Source organism: Burkholderia stagnalis (assembly GCF_039848545.1).
Classification (GTDB): domain Bacteria; phylum Pseudomonadota; class Gammaproteobacteria; order Burkholderiales; family Burkholderiaceae; genus Burkholderia; species Burkholderia stagnalis.
Window position 1 is genome coordinate 1455741 of the sequence record NZ_CP156685.1, and the last position, 15391, is coordinate 1471131.

Below are 15391 nucleotides of genomic sequence, written 5' to 3' on the forward strand. Positions count from 1 at the left end.
GCGGCGCCGGCTCCGGCCTGACGGCGCGCTTTCGGCCCCCGGAGTGGAAGGGGCGCGATGGTATACTCTTGCGGCCCGCGACCCGGCGGCCTGCGTCAGCCGAAGGACGGTTGCGCGACGCGTGTCCGGGCGCGCGGACCGGGGCGCATGGCGCTCCACGCACGCTCATCCCAGCTCAATTAATACGATCATATGGAGAGTTCGCATGACGACGTGGCCGTTCGTTGGGCCAATGCGCACAGCGAATCCCCGCGTCGAGACTGCCTGCCGTTGAACCGATGAGCCGTTTTCCCGGACGTATCCACATCTTCGCGCGGGCTCTGCCGAGATTGCTGTTCAAGCCGTTGCGACGCAAGCCGCAACGGCCCGCGAGCATTCTCGTCGCACATCATCTGCTGCTCGGCGATACGCTGCTGCTCACGCCGCTGCTCGCGAAATTGCGCGAGCAGTATCCGGCCGCGCGGATCGTGCTCGCCTGTCCGAAGGCGATCGCGCCGCTGTTCGCGCGCGAGCCGTTTGGCGTGCACGCGTTCGCGTTCGATCCCCGCGACCCCGCATCGGTGCGGCGGCTGCTGGCGTCGGGGCCGTACGACCTCGGCATCGTGGCGGCGGACAATCGTCACAGCTGGCTCGCGCTTGGCGCCGGCTGCCGCTGGATCGTCGCGCATGCCGGCGACGCCCCCGCGTGGAAGAACTGGCCCGTCGACGAGGCGCGCCCTTATCCCGATGTGCCGACCGCGTGGGGCGACCTGATTGCGGATCTCGTCGACGGCTCGCCACCGCGCGCGTATCGGCCGGACGACTGGCCGGCGCCGCCCGCCGCGGCCGCGCTGCCCGCGTCGCTGCGCGAGCGGCCGTATGTGGTGCTGCATCCCGGCGCGAGCACGGCGGTCAAGCGCTGGCCGCTCGAACGCTGGCGCGCGCTCGCGGCCGACGTGGAGGCAGCCGGCTACCTGCCGGTCTGGAGCGGCGGCAAGAGCGAGGTCGACCTGATCGACGCGATCGGCCCGCGCGACGGACAGCCGAACTTCGCGGGCCAGCTCGGTCTCGCGGATCTGTGGCATCTGTATGCAGGTGCGCAGGCGATCGTCTGCCCCGATACGGGCGTCGCGCATCTCGCGCGGCTCATCGGCGTGCCGACCGTCGCGCTGTTCGGGCCCGGCAGCGCGGTCGTGCACGGCGCCGGCCGCTACTGGCGCGACGTCCCGTTCGTCGCGCTCACGATCGCCGACATGCCGTGCCGCGACCAGCCCTATATTTTCCAGCGCCACGTCCGATGGATCCGGCGCTGCGATCGGAACGCGACGACGTGCGTTGCCTGGCATGAAGGCACGGCGGCATGCATGAGCGCGTTGACGGTGGACGCGGTGCGCGACGCACTTCAACAAGTACTGGTGCAAGTTCGATGACTGTTACCTCGGCGCGTATCGAGCGTCTCCTGTGGATCGGCTGCCCGGTCGTGATGTTCGCGGTCATGTTCGGGCACATGGCGGCGTTCGTGAACAACGGTCTGGCGCTCGTCGCCATCGCACTCGTGGCGGCCGTTTTCTCGCCCACGCGCCCGGCGCCGTTCCGCTGGCCGCTGTTCGTCCCGATCGCCGGGTGGGCGGCCTGGACCCTCGCGTCGGTGCGCTGGTCGGCGTTCCCGGGCGTCAGCATGCATGCCTGGCTCGACGAGGTCCTGTATCCGCTGCTGACGTTCTGGGGCTTCTGGCTGTTCGGCACGCGCGTCGAGCGCCCGGAGCGCGTCACGCTGGCCGTGTGGCTCGCGTGCGCGCTGCTGGCTGTGATCAGCGTGCTCTACTGGGGCCGCCTGCAGCCGCCGACGCCGGAGACGTTTCCGGTTCGCTTCTATGCGCGGGTCGGCCATACCAGTTCGCTGATGGTGTTCGCGATGGCGCTGTTCTGTGCGTTCCTGGTGCCGAAGCGCAACTGGCGCTGGGTCGGCGGCGCAGGTCTCGTGCTGTGCGTGCTGGTCGGCCTGGCGACCCTCAATCGTTTTTTTTGGCCGGCCGCCGCGATCACGCTGCTGGCCGGTCTGTATCCACTGTACCGCCGCCATTTGCTGCTGGCGGCGCTGGCGGTGGCCGTGCTCGGCGCCGGCGCGGTCGGCACGCTCGAGCTGAGCGCGCGACTGCGCTATCACGACGCGCCGCCGCCCCTCGCCAGCTCGCGCGACATCTCGGTGGCGGGCCTCCCTATTTACGTGCCGTCCGGCATGACTGCGCTCGGCGATACGCTGTCGTCGGACACGCGGCCGAAGCTGTGGAAGTTCTACGGCGACCAGGGACGCCAGCATGCATGGACGGGCATCGGCTTCGGCAAGCCGCTGCCGGGGATGGCGTACCGCAGCGTGATGCCGCGTGATTTGCTCGAACTCGAGCCGCAGGCGTTGACGCACGCGCACAATCTCTTTCTCAACACCTGGCTGCAGACCGGCTGGATCGGCCTGTTCCTGCATGCGTGGCTGCTGCTGGCGCTTGTGATCGCCTTCTGGCGCCTGCGGCACAGCAACCCGTGGATTGCCGCCGGCGGCGTCGCGCTCGTCGCCGGTATGATCACCAAGAACGTGGTGGACGATTTCATGTGGCGGACGACGATGCTCGCGTTCTGGTCGTTCGCGGGGCTGGTGTTGGGCTACGGTGAACGCCACGCCGGGATGCCCCGCGCGCAATGGAAAGCGAACTGACATGAACGACGTCCTGACGCGTGCCGCCGCAGCCGCGCACACTGCCAACGGCAAGCCGGTGCGCGTGCTGTTCCATATCGACGACTTCGGCCGCGGCGGCACCGAAACCGCGCTGGTCGCGTGGCTGAACGCGCTCGACCGGCGGGTGATCGCGCCTGCGCTGTCGGTCGCGTTTCCGACCGCCGATCTGGACGCGCTGCGGCGCAGCGGCGCGATTCCGGCCGACGTGCCGGTTCACGTGCTCGCAACCTCACGCTGGTCGCACGCGCTGCACCAGCTCGAGCGCAGCCGCCGCCTGCGGTTCGGCGAGAAGCTGCTGCACAAGCTGACGACGCATGCGGTGATCCGCCCGCTCGTCGCGCGCCGCTTCCTGCAGCTCGCCGCCGGTTACGACCTCGTCTGCGACTTCGATTTCTCGCTGCGGCGAATCGCCGGCCGCGGCACGGCGCCGTGGCTCGGCGTCAGCCATTACAGCTTCGTCGCGCGCTTCGGCCACAAGGGCGATGCGTACATGGCGCGCCGCACGCGCCAGTACGCGCGCTACGCCGCGATCGCGGTGCTGACGGCCGCGATGCGGCAGGAGGCCGAGAAGATGTTCGCCGGCTCCGGCGTGCGGATCGTCGAACTGCCGAACGTGATCGACATCGACGCGATCCGGCGGCGCGCGACGGCGCCGTTCGAGCGCCCGGCCGAACGCTTCGTCGTGTCGGTGGCGCGGCTCGACGAAGGGCAGAAGGATCACCGCACGCTGCTGCGCGCGTATGCGCAATGGCGTGCGCGCCGGCCGGACGCCGCGGATCTCGTGCTGCTCGGCGACGGGCCGGATCGCACGGCGCTCGAGCAGCTCGCGGACCAATTGCGGATTAGAGATGCCGTGCACTTCGTCGGCTACTGCGCGAATCCGTTCCCGTACGTTCGCGTCGCCGAAGCGCTGGTGCTGAGCAGCCGCTACGAAGGCGCACCGATGGTGCTCGGCGAAGCAATGGCGCTCGGCACGCCGGTCCTCGCGGCCGACTGCCCGACCGGCCCGCGCGACATGCTCGACGGCGGCCGCGCGGGCATGCTCGTGCCGGTCGGCGACGTCGACGCCATGTCGGCCGCGCTGGAACGCCTCGTAACCGACGGGGCCGTGCGCGCGGCGCTCGCGCCCAATGCGGCGGCGCGGATCGCGACCTTCGACGTGCCGGCCGCGAACCGGCGGTTCGCCGCGCTCGCCGATGGCCTGCTCGCGGCTGCGCGCTGAGCCGCTCGCATGGTTCGCGCAACGCGATTTCGCTAAAATGGCCCGCTCTTCCTCGCCGATACCCGCCGTGACCGCTTCCCTTACGCTCGCTACGCCGCCGCGCAGCATCCTGGTCGCCTGCACCCGCAGAATCGGCGACGTGCTGCTGACGACGCCGCTGGTCCGCTCGCTGAAGCGGCAGTGGCCCGACGCGCAGATCGACATGGTCGTGTTTCGCGGCACCGAGGGCGTGCTCGAGCACAATCCCGACATCCGCCGCGTGATCGTCGTCGCGCAGCGCGCGAAGCCGCGCGAGCGGTTCGCCGACGCGGCCCGCCTCTGGCGCCGCTACGACCTCGCGTGCGCGGCGATCAGCTCGGATCGGGCCCGTTTCTACACGTGGTTCGCCGGGCGCCGGCGCGTCGGGCTCGTCGATCCGGAGCGGGTCACGCGGCTGACGCGCTTCATGCTGGACGGCATCGCGCTGAACCGGCACGGCGACGTCCACACGGTGACGAGCAGTCTCGCGATTGCCGAAGCGCTGGGCGTGACGCCTTGCGCGGAAGTGGTCGCACCGGGCATCGGCACCGATCCGGCGCGCATCGCGCGATTCGACGCGCTGCTGTACGGGCCGTCCGCGCTGTCGCGCACGCGGCCGCACGTCGTGCTGCATCCGTCGCCGATGTTCCGCTACAAGCAGTGGCGTGAAGACGGCTGGGCCGACCTGATCCGTTGGGCGCGCGCGAGCGGTTTCGACGTCGCGCTGAGCGGCGGGCCGGGCGCCGCGGAGATCGAGTATGCGCAGCGGATCGTGGCGGCGGCGGGCGAGCCGGTCGCGAATTTCGTCGGACGCCTGACGTTCGGGGAGACGGCCGAGCTGATTCGCCGCGCGCGGCTGTTCGTGGGGCCGGACACCGGCGCGACCCATGTCGCCGCTGCGTGCGGCACGCCGACGCTCGCGCTGTTCGGGCCGTCCAACCCGGTTCGCTGGGGGCCGTGGCCCGCCAACTGGCCCGCGCACGACGAGCCGTGGCCGCTGCGCGGCTCGGCGCAGCGCGGCAACGTCTACCTGATGCAGGGCGAAGGCGATTGCGTGCCGTGCAAGCTCGAAGGCTGCGACCGTCATCTCGAAAGCTGGAGCCGCTGCCTGACGGAGCTTTCCGCGCAGCGTGTGATTGCCGTCGCAGCGGCGCTCGTCGAAGGCCGCCCGGCCGTCGAGGCGCCGCGCGAATCGATCATCGACGTGTCTGCGTTGCCGCGCGGCGGCGCGTAATCCCGGCGCGCCACTGGCTGCGGTGGCCGCAGTGTCGGCCTAGGACGCGGGCGTGTCGTCGTGCGCGAGCTTCAGGAAGCGGTAGTACACCGTCTCCGCGTTGAATACCGCGATCATCAGTCCCGCCCGCCCGTCGAGAAACCCGCGCCGCAGCACGTAGGTCCGCACGAACGCCCACAATCCCCGCCGGATGGCCTTGCCGACCGTCGCGCGCTCGCCGGCCGCACGGCGCTGCCGCGCGCCGGCGCTCGAATACGCGTCGAGCTTGCGCAGCACCGCTTCGATGTCGTCGTACGAATAATGAAGCAGCTTGCCGTCGAGCCGCGCGGCGCGGCTGTCGAACACCAGCCGTTCGTGGACGAGGTCGTCCGAGAAGCGGGCGGCGCCGCGCCGGAACAGCCGCGGGATCCAGTCCGGATACCAGCCGCTGTGGTGCACCCAGCGGCCGCAGAACGCCGACAGGCGATCGATCGCATAAACGTCGGCCTGCGGTGCGCGGATCGCCGCGCGGATCGCCGCGGCGAGTTCGTCCGACACGACTTCGTCGGTATCGATCGACAGCACCCAGTCGGTCGACAGCGCCGCGAGCGCGCGATTCTTCTGCGGCCCGAAGCCCGGCCAGTCGGCGGCGACGATCACGCGGGCGCCATGCGCGCGGGCGATCTCGACGGTGTCGTCGGTGCTGCCGCCGTCGACGACGACGATGTCGTCCGCGAAGGCGAGCGCGTCCAGGCATTGCGCGAGCCGGCGGGCCGCGTTGTGGGCGATGATGGCGACGCCGAGCGTAGGTTCAGCCATGAAAAATCGTACGGATCGAAGGTGAGCGAGAGTATACCCGCTGCCCCGCGCGCAAAGCCGCCCGGCCGGCGTGCGCCGCGACGTGTGTTAGCCTTGTGCGGCCGCGGCGTCATCCCGGCGCCGGCGGCTCGACGGGAGGTGGACGATGGCAAGACAGCACCCGATTCTCGCTTCTCTGCTCATGACGGCCGTATTGGCGGCGCCGGCGCTCGCGAGCGCGCAACCGGACGACGAGGGGCACGGCCATGGCCACGGCCATGCGTACGGCCACGACAAGCACGGCATGCACAAAGGCCCCGGCCGCGCCGAGGACGTGCCGCCGCGCTGGGCGGACCAGCCGCGCCGCGAGTGGCACAAGGGCGACCGGCTGCCCGACGAATTCCGCGATCGCCAGTACGTGGTCGACGACTGGCGCGCGTATCGCCTGACGCCGCCGCCGCGCGGCTATCACTGGGTCGGCATCGGCAGCGACTACCTGCTCGTCGCGATCCCGACCGGCATCGTCCTGCGGATCGGGCCGTAAGCGGAATCGCGGCGAACCGTCGCAGAACCGTGATCCATCCGGCGCGGCCCCACCGCGCCGGGCCCGCGCACGGCGCCCGCGTGCCGTTACCGGCGCCGGAACCAGCGCCGCTCGATCCGCGACATCCCCCAGCACACCGCCAGCGCGCACACCGTGCCGAGCGTCACTTCACCGAGCCGCACGAGCGGAATGTCCCATAGCGGGCCGCTGCCCGGAAACAGCATCACGATCGTCGCGGTGACGCCGCCGAGCCGCGCCGCGCTGCCGACGTTCAGGCACCAGCAGCACACGATCACGATCGCGACGGCGAGCGCATAGGCGACCAGATGGCCGCCGCCGAGCGCGGCGCCCGCAAAGCCGAGCACGCCGCCGACCATCGCGCCGACGAACTGGTCGCGCGACAGCGACATCGTGTCGGAGTAGTTGTGCTGGGTGACCGCGATCGCGGTGATCGCGGCCCAGACGGCCTGCTCGGTATGCAGCGCGCGGCCGATGCCGTACGCGAGGCAGGCGCCGCAGACGGCCTGCAGCGCCATCAGCCCGCCTTGCGCGAGCCGCTCGCGCAGCGACAGCCCCTTGAACAGATCGAAGATCGATTGCTGGATCTGCTGCCGGGTTTCGTCGAGGGTCCTGAGCGTATTCATCGTGTTGCTGCCATGAAGCGGGTGAGGGGGCGCGAGGCCCGGTCAGCGCGCCTGTCCGGGCGCGGCGGCGGCGGGCGCTTCAGCCGGGTCGTCGCCGTTGTCGACGCGCGTTTCCGGCATCGCGAGCCACACGAGCAGCACCGCGAGCGCGCCGGCGGCGGCAAGCCCGAAGAAGCTGACCGCATTGCCGAAATGGTCGGCGATGTAGCCGGCCACGGCCGTGCTGAACGTCGCGCCGATCCCGGCCGCCAGGCCGAACAGCCCGATGCACAGGTTGTAGCGGCCCTTGCCGCCCGCGACGTCCGCGGCGATCAGCGGCAGCATCACGCCGAACACGGCGGCGCTGATGCCGTCGAGCATCTGCACCGGCACGAGCAGGTACGGGCTGCTCACGCCCGCGAACAGCAGCGCGCGCACCGGCAGCGCGGAGAAGCCGAGCAGCAGGATCGGCCGGCGCCCCCAGCGCTGGGCGGAGCGGCCCACCCACGGCGACAGCATCGCGACGATCGCCTGCGGCACGATGATGCACGCGGCGATCACGAGCTGCACGTTCTCGCCCATGCCGGCCGTGACTTCGCCGGCGGCCAGGTTGAGCATCGCCGCATTCGACAGGTGGAACAGCACCACGCACGCGGCGAAGATCAGCATGCGCCGGTCGCGCAGCAGCTCGAGCAGCGTTTCGCGCTCCTCGCCTTCGCTGTCGTCGCGTTTGGCGCCGACATGCGGGATCACCGTGTGGGTCGGCTGGATCATCGCGAGCGCGAACAGCGCCGGCAGCGCGAGCGCGGCCGTCAGCCAGAACACCGCGCGCGCGGAGAAGTATTCGCCGGTGAGGCCCATCAGGCCCGCCGCGACCGCGCTGCCGATCGACGCCCAGCGCGCATTGCGGCCGAGCCGGTCGCCGAGGTCCGCGCGGCCGACCAGCGAGAACGAGATCGCCGCCATCGCCGGCACCAGCATGCAGCTCGCGAAGCCGTGGAACACCTCGGCCGCGATCACCGGCACGATCGTCGGGCTCGACGCGAGCAGCACCGCCGACAGGATGATCGCCGCGATCGCCCACGCGGCCGCGCCTTTCTTGTTCCTCAGCGCGTCGACGGCTGCGCCGCCGGGCACCTGGCTCACCATCGCGCTGATCGTGCCGATCGACAGCACCAGACCGATCTCGCCCTGCGTCCACTTGTGCGACGCGAGGTACGACGCGATGAACGGGCCGAAACCGGTTTGAACGTTTGCCACGAAGAAGTTGAGCCAGTCGAGGGCACGCAGGCTGCGCGCACTGACGGTTTGGTGGATCGTCATCGCGTGGCACTCGCTGACGAGGCCGGCGCGGCGGCGGCCGGCGGCGAGACCGCGACGACCGGCTTGTCGGCCGCATAGGGCGGCGCTGCCTTGATCTGCGCGTCGTTCAGGTCGAGCTGCGGGCGCAGCGCCTTGTCGCGCGTGACGAAGCGCAGCGCGGCCCAGTTCGCGGCGATCGAGCGGCGATCCGTGTTGACGAGCCCGCCGAGGTCGAGCACGACCGCCTGCGGCTGTGCGTCGCGATCGATCAGCACGTCGACGACGCGGCCGATCTTCGTGCCGTTCGGCCGTTCGACGTCGCTGTCGAGCACGGGCAGGCGCGTCGCCGGCGACGCGGCCGGCGAGCCGGACAGCGGCACCGTCTTCGGGCGTGCGGCGGGCGGCAGTTCGCCCGACGGCACGTCGAGCACGATCGGCTCGTTCTTGCCGCCCGGCGTGAAGCGGAACACGTTCCACGGGAAGCTGACCTTGCGGTCGCCGACGCCCATGAAGCCCTGCAGGTTGACGATCATCTCCCGCGGCCTGCCGCTCGCGTCGGTCACCATGTCGATCGCATGGCCGATCACCTTGCCGTTGCGCCGCGCCACTTCGCTGTCGAGCAGCGCGTGGATCCGGGTGCGGTCGAGCGGGCGCGTCGCGACCAGCGGCGCCGGCGCGGGCGCCGCGGGCGGCGGCGTTTCCGGACGCGGGGCGGGCTTCGGCCGCACGGCTTCGCGATGCGGCTTCTTCGGCGCCTCCGTCTCCGGCTGGAGCGGCGCGGGCACGGGCGGCATCGTCAGCGGTTCGCCGGCGGTTTCCTCGACCGGCTCGACGAGCGCTTCGCTGATCGGCGCGGGCGGATTCTGCACCGGCAGCAGCCCGCAGCCGGACAGCAGCGTGGCGGCGAGGATCGGCAGGACCGTCGCGGACGGGAAGGATTTGCGGGACACGGGAAGCGGAATACCGCCGCTCATTGAAACTCACTCCATGGGTCGGGGCGGGCCACGGGGCACGCGGCTGGCGATGGATGGCGGGTGCGGGCGGCGCACCACGCGAGGGGAGAGTTTAACGTGTCTCGCGGGGAAGGCCGACGAGCGTAGGCGGGCGGCGCGCGCCGGCAGCGGGAAATGGCGTGTGACAAAGGGTCGCGGGGGCGGGCGGCCGGGGCGCTGCGCCACTTGGGCACGGACGTCGTGACGCCCGAACCGCAGCGGGCCAGCCGCGCGTCGAGCCGCGACGCGCGGGTGCGGCGACTCAGGCTTCCGGGTACCAGGCGTCCGTGAAGTCGCCGATTTCGACGTTGGTGAGTTCCGGCCGGGCCGTGAGCCATCCGCGCACTGCTTCGCGGTCGGCGTCGGTGGTCGTGCCGCGCGGCGCGCCGGAGATCACGTACGCGCCGATGCCTTCGTCCGCGGATGCGACGGTCAGCAGCCCGTGCGCCTCGACGAAATCGATGAACGCATCGATCAGCTCGCCGCGCTCGAGGTCGCTCAGCTCGGTGCGATAGTGCGCGGTGGCGTTGAAGGCGAGTTCCTGGAATTCGCCGATGTGGAGTTTCTTGCGCTGGCGGCGGTTGTGTTGTTTGCTCATGGTGCCTGACAAATGGGGTGGGAAAAGGGGTTTCGTGCGGCTGGATCGCGTGCGTTCACTTCACGCACTGCACATCCTTTCTGGGCACAGAGATGATCGCGGGGTACGTACCCCGGTCGAGCTCCACGCGCGCGACCACGACCATCGTCTGGTCGTCGCCGTCGTCGTACACGCTGACCCGCTCGTGCCGAAGATACGTGAGGCCGGTGCAGCCGGACGTGCGGCTGTCTTCGGAGACCTTGCAGTCGAGCGGATGGTCGGCGAGGTAGCGGTACTTTTCCGGGGTCGCGAGGTATTCGCGCAGGCTTTGCACGGATCCGCCGACGCCGGTGACGGTCGCGATCGCGCACGATGGCTGCGATGCGTCGCCGGCGGTCGACGTTTCGGCCGTTGCCGGCACGCTCGCAAACGCGAGCGCGGCGACGAAGGTTGAGGCGATGATGGACTTCATGGCGCGGTTACCCGTGTTCGGACTCAGCGCGGCATTGTAACCAACCCTCGCGGGCGGGGTGTCGACAGGGCATCGTGCGCCGTGCGTCACATCAGCACGATGTCGTACTGCTCCTGGCTCAGGTTCGACTCGACCTGCAGCGACACCGGCTTGCCGATGAAGTCGATCAGCATCGCGAGATGCTGCGATTCCTCGTCGAGGAACAGGTCGATCACCTGCTGCGCGGCGATCACGCGGAACTCGCGCGGGTTGAACTGGCGCGACTCGCGCAGGATCTCGCGCAGGATGTCGTAGCAGACGGTGCGCGACGTCTTCACCTGGCCCTTGCCCTGGCACGTCGGGCACGGCTCGCACAGCACATGGGCGAGCGATTCGCGGGTGCGCTTGCGGGTCATCTCGACGAGCCCGAGCTGCGAGAAGCCGTTGACGGTCACGCGCGTGCGGTCGCGCGAGAGCGCCTTCTTCAGCTCGGACAGCACCGCGTCGCGATGCTCGGCGTTCTCCATGTCGATGAAGTCGATGATGATGATCCCGCCGAGGTTGCGCAGCCGCAGCTGCCGCGCGATCGTGTGCGCGGCCTCGAGGTTGGTCTTGAAGATCGTGTCGTCGAAATTGCGCGCGCCGACGTAGCCGCCCGTATTCACGTCGATCGTCGTCATCGCCTCGGTCTGGTCGATCATCAGGTAGCCGCCCGACTTCAGGTCGACCCGCCGCGACAGCGCGCGCTGGATTTCCGTCTCGATGCTGTACAGGTCGAACAGCGGCCGCTCGCCGGTGTAGTGGTGCAGCTTCGGGCTCACCGCCGGCGTGAACTCGGCCGCGAATTCCGACAGGCGCTGGTAGGTCTCGCGAGAATCGACCTGGATGCGCGTGGTGTCGTCGTTCGCGAAATCGCGCAGCACGCGCTGCGCGAGGTCGAGATCCTGGTACAGCAGGCTCGTCGCCGGCAGCCGCTGCGCCTGCGCGACGATCGTCGCCCAGGTCTTGCGCAGGTAGGTGACGTCGCCGGCCAGTTCGTCGGAAGTCGCATCCTCGGCGATCGTGCGCACGATGTAGCCGCCTTTCTCGTCGGGCGGGATCACCGCGGTCAGGCGCGCGCGCACGGCTTCGCGCTCGGCCTCGCTCTCGATCTTCTGCGAGATGCCGATGTGCGGCTCCTGCGGCAAATAGACGAGCGTGCGGCCCGCGATGCTCACCTGCGTCGACAGCCGCGCGCCCTTGGTGCCGATCGGGTCCTTGATCACCTGCACCATCAGTGTCTGGCCTTCGAACACCGTCTTCTCGATCGGCTGGTGCGGCGCGCTCGCCTGCGGATCGCCGGCGAGGCGCGGCTGCCAGATGTCGGCGACGTGCAGGAATGCCGCGCGCTCGAGGCCGATGTCGATGAACGCCGACTGCATGCCGGGCAGCACGCGCACGACCTTGCCGAGATAGATGTTGCCGACCCGCCCGCGCGACAGCGTGCGTTCGACGTGAAGCTCCTGCACCGCGCCTTGCTGGACGAGTGCGACGCGTGTTTCCTGCGGCGTGAGGTTGATCAGGATTTCTTCGTTCATGGCGGGATTCAGAAGTCGACGCGCGCGGCGCGCAGCAGCGCGGCAGTCTCAAAAAGGGGCAGACCCATGATACCTGAATGGGAACCGGCGATTTGCTCGACGAACTCGGCCGCGCGCCCCTGGATCGCGTACGCGCCGGCCTTGCCGAACGGCTCGCCGGTCTCGACGTAGCGCGCGAACGCGTCGCGCGGCGCGGCCGAGAAGCGTACCGACGAGCGCGACAGCGCAGGCGGCAGCAGCGCGCCGCCCGCATCGATCACCGCGACCGCGGTCAGCACTTCGTGCTCGCGCCCCGCGAGGCGGGTGAGCATCGCGAGCGCATCGGCCGGATCGGCGGGCTTGCCGAGGATCGCGCCGTCGATCGTCACGGTGGTGTCGGCGACGAGCAGCGGCGCGGCCGGCTTGCCGCTCGCGGCGAGGCGCGCACGCGCGGCCTCGGCCTTTGCGACGGTCACGCGCAGCACGTAGTCGTCGGCGGTTTCGCCCGGGCGCTCGGCTTCGAGCGCTTCGGCGTCCTCGTCGGGGCGGGGCAGCAGCAGTTCGAAGCGCACGCCGATCTGCTGCAGCAGCTCCTGGCGGCGCGGGCTTTGCGAAGCGAGATAGAGGATCGGGAAAAGTTCGGGGGCGATGCTGGACGGCATGGTGTCGTTATCTCGTGGGGCGCGCGGCGCGCGCGTCGCGAGGACGACGCGTCATGCGCGGTGATAGGGGTGATTCTGCGTGATGCTCCACGCCCGGTAAAGCTGTTCGGCGAGCAGCACCCGCACCATCCCGTGCGGCAGCGTCATGCTGGAGATGCGCAGCAGCAGGTCGGCGCGCGCCTTGAGTTCCGGATCGAGCCCGTCGGCGCCGCCGATCACGAACGCCACGTCGCGGCCGTCCTGCTGCCAGCCGGGCAGCGCCTGCGCGAGCTGCATCGTGGTCCAGTCGCGGCCGCGCTCGTCGAGCGCGACGATCCGCGCGCCCTTCGGCAGCGCGGCCTCGATCTTCTGCCGCTCGGCGGCCATCACGCTTTCGGCGCTGCGCCCGCCGGAGCGCAGCTCGGGCTTGATCTCGCGCAGCTCGATGCGCAGCTCGGGCGGCATCCGCTTCGCGTATTCGTCGAAGCCCGATGCGATCCAGCCGGGCATCTTGTGGCCGACCGCGAGGATGAACAGCTTCATCGGAACGATGCGTGACGAATCAGCGGCGGCGGGCGGGCGTCTTGCGCGCCGGGCGCGCGGCCGGCGCGTCTTCCTCGTCCTCGTCGTCGTCGCTGGCGGTGGCCGCGCCGTTCGGGCCCTTGCCGCCGCCGAGCTTCATCCGCACCGGCTTGTCGCCCCAGATTTCCTCGAGGTTGTAGTACTGGCGCAGCGCGGGCTGCAGGATGTGCACGACCGCGTCGCCGCAGTCGACCAGCACCCATTCGCCGGTGTCCTCGCCTTCGGAGCTGACGACGTCGCCGCCGGCTTCCTTGACCTTCTCGCGCACGCTCGATGCGAGCGCCTTGGTCTGGCGGTTCGACGTGCCGGACGCGACGATCACGCGGTCGAACAGCTCGGTGAGGTGGCTCGTGTTGAAGACTTTGATGTCTTGCGCCTTGATGTCTTCGAGGGCGTCGACGATCACGCGCTGCAGTTTGCGGATATCCATGGAATCAGGAATGGTAAAGACGATGTTGAAGAATATAGGCCCAGACGGCGGCCGGCACGTGCTCGGCCGATGCGTCGGGCACCTGCGCGCGGCGCGCGATGCACTCGCGCAGGTGCGCGCGGATGTCGGTCGCGGCGATGTCGAACGCAAGCGTCGTGTCGATCAGCAGGCGGCCGGCCGGCGTCGCCATCAGCACGTCGGCGGATGCCTGCCGCGCGGCGACTTCCTGCGCGACCGCCTGCGGCGCCGCGGCAAGATCGAACCCGGGGCGGGTCGATACGCAGATGTGCGCGTAGTCGAACAGCCGCCGCCAGTCGCGCCAGGTGTCGAGGCGCACCAGCTGGTCCGCGCCGATCAGCAGCGACAGCGACGCGCCCGGGCCGACCCGTTCGCGCCAGCGCGCCAGCGTGTCGACCGTGTAGGTCGGCCCCGCATGCTCGATCTCGTCGTTCGCGACGCCGACCGTCACGCCGGGCAGCACGAGCGACTGCGCGGCCGCGCGCGTCATCGCGAGGCGATGCTCGGCGGCCGACACGTCGCGCTTCTGGTACGGCTGCCCGGCGGGCAGCAGCAGGAGCTCGGTCAGGCCGAGCACGTCGGCGAAGCGGCTCGCGAGCGCGAGATGGCCGTCGTGGATCGGGTCGAACGTGCCGCCCAGCAGGCCAATACGGCGCGGCAGCGGGGCGGGGCGGGTGGTGTGGTCCAGAACAGGTCCTTTCGTTGCGGTGGCGCGGGGTTCAGACCCAGTCGCGCGGCACGATGAAGTCGCTATACAGGCGCGCTTCGGGCGTGCCCGGCTCGGGCTGCCAGTTGTAGCGCCAGTTCGCGACGGGCGGCATCGACATCAGGATCGATTCGGTCCGGCCGCCGCTCTGCAGCCCGAACAGCGTGCCGCGGTCGAACACCAGGTTGAACTCGACGTAGCGGCCACGGCGGTAGCCCTGGAACGCCCGCTCGCGCTCGCCGTACGGCGTATCGCGGCGGCGCTCGACGATCGGCAGGTAGGCCGCGAGGAACGCGTCGCCGACGCTTTGCATCATCTCGAACGAACGCTCGAAGCCGGGCTCCGAGAAGTCGTCGAAGAAGATCCCGCCGATGCCGCGCGCCTCGTTGCGGTGCTTGAGGAAGAAATACTCGTCGCACCACGTCTTGAAACGCGGATACAGCGCCGCGCCGAACGGGTCGAGCGCGTCCTTGCAGGTCTGGTGGAAGTGCCGCGCGTCGTCCTCGAAGCCGTAAATCGGTGTCAGATCCATGCCGCCGCCGAACCAGAACACCGGCTCCTCGCCGGGCTTGGTGGCGATCAGCATCCGCACGTTCATGTGCACGGTCGGGCAGTACGGGTTGCGCGGGTGCAGCACGAGCGACACGCCGAGCGCCTCGAAACCGCGGCCCGCGAGCTGCGGGCGCGCCGCGCTCGCCGACGGCGGCAGCGCGTCGCCCGCGACGTCGGAAAAGCCGATGCCCGCGCGCTCGAACACGTTGCCGTCCTCGAGGATGCGCGTGCAGCCGCCGCCGCGCAGGCGCTCGGCCGGCCCGCGCTGCCACGCGTCGGTCGCGAGCGGCGTGCCGTCGAGTGCGCCGAGCGCGTCGGCGATGCGCGTCTGCAGGCCTTGGAGGTACGCGCGCACCCGCGTCACGTCGTAGGTCGAATCGGTCATGTCTGGACTGGGTGCCCCGTCGGAACGGGGCGCATTAAAAAGGCATCTGCCGGGCATTCTAACGAACCCCG

At 70.2% G+C, this 15391-nt stretch carries 17 protein-coding genes; 5 read left to right on the forward strand and 12 right to left on the reverse strand.

Translation table 11 applies throughout. The features are described from left to right. Nucleotides 1-278: 278 nt before the first annotated feature. From ABFO07_RS06900 to ABFO07_RS06915, 4 genes are read left to right on the forward strand one after another with little or no spacing between them, the layout of a single operon-like run. On the forward strand, nucleotides 279-1409 hold the full coding sequence (locus ABFO07_RS06900; protein WP_059566309.1) for a glycosyltransferase family 9 protein: 1131 nt from the start codon (nucleotides 279-281) through the stop codon (nucleotides 1407-1409). After that, nucleotides 1406-2689 carry an O-antigen ligase family protein gene (locus ABFO07_RS06905; RefSeq protein WP_060014470.1) on the forward strand — a complete coding sequence of 428 codons (1284 nt, stop codon included), beginning with the start codon at nucleotides 1406-1408 and terminating at the stop codon, nucleotides 2687-2689. The genes ABFO07_RS06900 and ABFO07_RS06905 overlap by 4 nt, the downstream gene beginning before the upstream one ends. A gap of 1 nt (nucleotide 2690) precedes the next feature. Then, nucleotides 2691-3932 carry a glycosyltransferase gene (locus ABFO07_RS06910; RefSeq protein WP_060160245.1) on the forward strand — a complete coding sequence of 414 codons (1242 nt, stop codon included), beginning with the start codon at nucleotides 2691-2693 and terminating at the stop codon, nucleotides 3930-3932. 37 nt (nucleotides 3933-3969) lie between these two features. Next, nucleotides 3970-5184: a glycosyltransferase family 9 protein gene (locus tag ABFO07_RS06915; protein ID WP_059922729.1), complete on the forward strand. Its 1215-nt coding sequence runs from the start codon at nucleotides 3970-3972 to the stop codon at nucleotides 5182-5184. Nucleotides 5185-5223: 39 nt separating this feature from the next. Here ABFO07_RS06915 and ABFO07_RS06920 read toward each other — a convergent pair whose 3' ends face one another. Beyond that, entirely contained in the window at nucleotides 5224-5982 is a 759-nt protein-coding gene (locus ABFO07_RS06920) for a glycosyltransferase family 2 protein (protein WP_059906427.1), read from the reverse strand. Between the two features lie 145 nt (nucleotides 5983-6127). On the opposite strand from ABFO07_RS06920, the gene ABFO07_RS06925 reads away from it, so the two are divergent. Further along, a complete protein-coding gene (locus ABFO07_RS06925; RefSeq protein WP_059958185.1) occupies nucleotides 6128-6505 on the forward strand; it encodes an RcnB family protein in 378 nt (125 codons plus the stop codon). Between the two features lie 86 nt (nucleotides 6506-6591). On the opposite strand, the gene ABFO07_RS06930 is transcribed toward ABFO07_RS06925, so the two are convergent. From ABFO07_RS06930 to hemF, 11 genes are all read right to left on the reverse strand, one after another. Continuing rightward, the gene (locus tag ABFO07_RS06930) at nucleotides 6592-7149 is read right to left on the reverse strand and encodes an FUSC family protein (RefSeq protein ID WP_059566303.1); all 558 of its coding nucleotides are present in this window, start codon (nucleotides 7147-7149) and stop codon (nucleotides 6592-6594) included. Nucleotides 7150-7191: 42 nt separating this feature from the next. After that, complete coding sequence (locus ABFO07_RS06935) at nucleotides 7192-8451, reverse strand: MFS transporter (protein WP_059566302.1); 1260 nt, start codon at nucleotides 8449-8451, stop codon at nucleotides 7192-7194. After that, nucleotides 8448-9404, reverse strand: coding sequence for a PRC-barrel domain-containing protein (locus ABFO07_RS06940; protein WP_059566301.1), 957 nt, complete (start codon nucleotides 9402-9404; stop codon nucleotides 8448-8450). The genes ABFO07_RS06935 and ABFO07_RS06940 overlap by 4 nt, the downstream gene beginning before the upstream one ends. Nucleotides 9405-9684: 280 nt before the next feature. Then, a complete protein-coding gene (locus ABFO07_RS06945; RefSeq protein ID WP_059566300.1) occupies nucleotides 9685-10020 on the reverse strand; it encodes a YggL family protein in 336 nt (111 codons plus the stop codon). A gap of 55 nt (nucleotides 10021-10075) precedes the next feature. Next, on the reverse strand, nucleotides 10076-10561 hold the full coding sequence (locus ABFO07_RS06950; RefSeq protein ID WP_375861832.1) for a hypothetical protein: 486 nt from the start codon (nucleotides 10559-10561) through the stop codon (nucleotides 10076-10078). Further along, complete coding sequence (rng, locus tag ABFO07_RS06955) at nucleotides 10558-12027, reverse strand: ribonuclease G (protein ID WP_059906429.1); 1470 nt, start codon at nucleotides 12025-12027, stop codon at nucleotides 10558-10560. Before rng ends, ABFO07_RS06950 begins: the two co-directional genes overlap by 4 nt. Nucleotides 12028-12035: 8 nt before the next feature. After that, on the reverse strand, nucleotides 12036-12668 hold the full coding sequence (locus ABFO07_RS06960; protein ID WP_059801954.1) for a Maf family protein: 633 nt from the start codon (nucleotides 12666-12668) through the stop codon (nucleotides 12036-12038). A 51-nt stretch (nucleotides 12669-12719) separates the two neighbouring features. Then, the gene (gene rlmH, locus ABFO07_RS06965; RefSeq protein ID WP_059566296.1) at nucleotides 12720-13190 is read right to left on the reverse strand and encodes a 23S rRNA (pseudouridine(1915)-N(3))-methyltransferase RlmH; all 471 of its coding nucleotides are present in this window, start codon (nucleotides 13188-13190) and stop codon (nucleotides 12720-12722) included. A 19-nt stretch (nucleotides 13191-13209) separates the two neighbouring features. Then, on the reverse strand, nucleotides 13210-13659 hold the full coding sequence (gene rsfS / locus ABFO07_RS06970) for a ribosome silencing factor (RefSeq protein WP_059566295.1): 450 nt from the start codon (nucleotides 13657-13659) through the stop codon (nucleotides 13210-13212). A gap of 4 nt (nucleotides 13660-13663) precedes the next feature. Then, nucleotides 13664-14431, reverse strand: coding sequence for a nicotinate-nucleotide adenylyltransferase (locus ABFO07_RS06975; RefSeq protein ID WP_430733056.1), 768 nt, complete (start codon nucleotides 14429-14431; stop codon nucleotides 13664-13666). Continuing rightward, a complete protein-coding gene (gene hemF / locus ABFO07_RS06980) occupies nucleotides 14397-15320 on the reverse strand; it encodes an oxygen-dependent coproporphyrinogen oxidase (protein WP_059566293.1) in 924 nt (307 codons plus the stop codon). Before hemF ends, ABFO07_RS06975 begins: the two co-directional genes overlap by 35 nt. Nucleotides 15321-15391 lie beyond the last annotated feature (71 nt).

What these genes read in the sequence shown, in the direction of transcription:
- ABFO07_RS06910 (WP_060160245.1), top strand. Translation starts at nt 2,691, where the DNA reads ATGAACGACGTCCTGACGCGTGCCGCCGCAGCCGCGCACACTGCCAAC.
- ABFO07_RS06945 (WP_059566300.1), bottom strand. Translation starts at nt 10,020, where the DNA reads ATGAGCAAACAACACAACCGCCGCCAGCGCAAGAAACTCCACATCGGC.
- rlmH (WP_059566296.1), bottom strand. Translation starts at nt 13,190, where the DNA reads ATGAAGCTGTTCATCCTCGCGGTCGGCCACAAGATGCCCGGCTGGATC.
- ABFO07_RS06935 (WP_059566302.1), bottom strand. Translation starts at nt 8,451, where the DNA reads ATGACGATCCACCAAACCGTCAGTGCGCGCAGCCTGCGTGCCCTCGAC.
- ABFO07_RS06940 (WP_059566301.1), bottom strand. Translation starts at nt 9,404, where the DNA reads ATGAGCGGCGGTATTCCGCTTCCCGTGTCCCGCAAATCCTTCCCGTCC.
- hemF (WP_059566293.1), bottom strand. Translation starts at nt 15,320, where the DNA reads ATGACCGATTCGACCTACGACGTGACGCGGGTGCGCGCGTACCTCCAA.
- ABFO07_RS06905 (WP_060014470.1), top strand. Translation starts at nt 1,406, where the DNA reads ATGACTGTTACCTCGGCGCGTATCGAGCGTCTCCTGTGGATCGGCTGC.
- ABFO07_RS06920 (WP_059906427.1), bottom strand. Translation starts at nt 5,982, where the DNA reads ATGGCTGAACCTACGCTCGGCGTCGCCATCATCGCCCACAACGCGGCC.
- ABFO07_RS06930 (WP_059566303.1), bottom strand. Translation starts at nt 7,149, where the DNA reads ATGAATACGCTCAGGACCCTCGACGAAACCCGGCAGCAGATCCAGCAA.
- ABFO07_RS06925 (WP_059958185.1), top strand. Translation starts at nt 6,128, where the DNA reads ATGGCAAGACAGCACCCGATTCTCGCTTCTCTGCTCATGACGGCCGTA.
- ABFO07_RS06960 (WP_059801954.1), bottom strand. Translation starts at nt 12,668, where the DNA reads ATGCCGTCCAGCATCGCCCCCGAACTTTTCCCGATCCTCTATCTCGCT.
- ABFO07_RS06915 (WP_059922729.1), top strand. Translation starts at nt 3,970, where the DNA reads ATGGCCCGCTCTTCCTCGCCGATACCCGCCGTGACCGCTTCCCTTACG.
- ABFO07_RS06900 (WP_059566309.1), top strand. Translation starts at nt 279, where the DNA reads ATGAGCCGTTTTCCCGGACGTATCCACATCTTCGCGCGGGCTCTGCCG.
- rsfS (WP_059566295.1), bottom strand. Translation starts at nt 13,659, where the DNA reads ATGGATATCCGCAAACTGCAGCGCGTGATCGTCGACGCCCTCGAAGAC.
- rng (WP_059906429.1), bottom strand. Translation starts at nt 12,027, where the DNA reads ATGAACGAAGAAATCCTGATCAACCTCACGCCGCAGGAAACACGCGTC.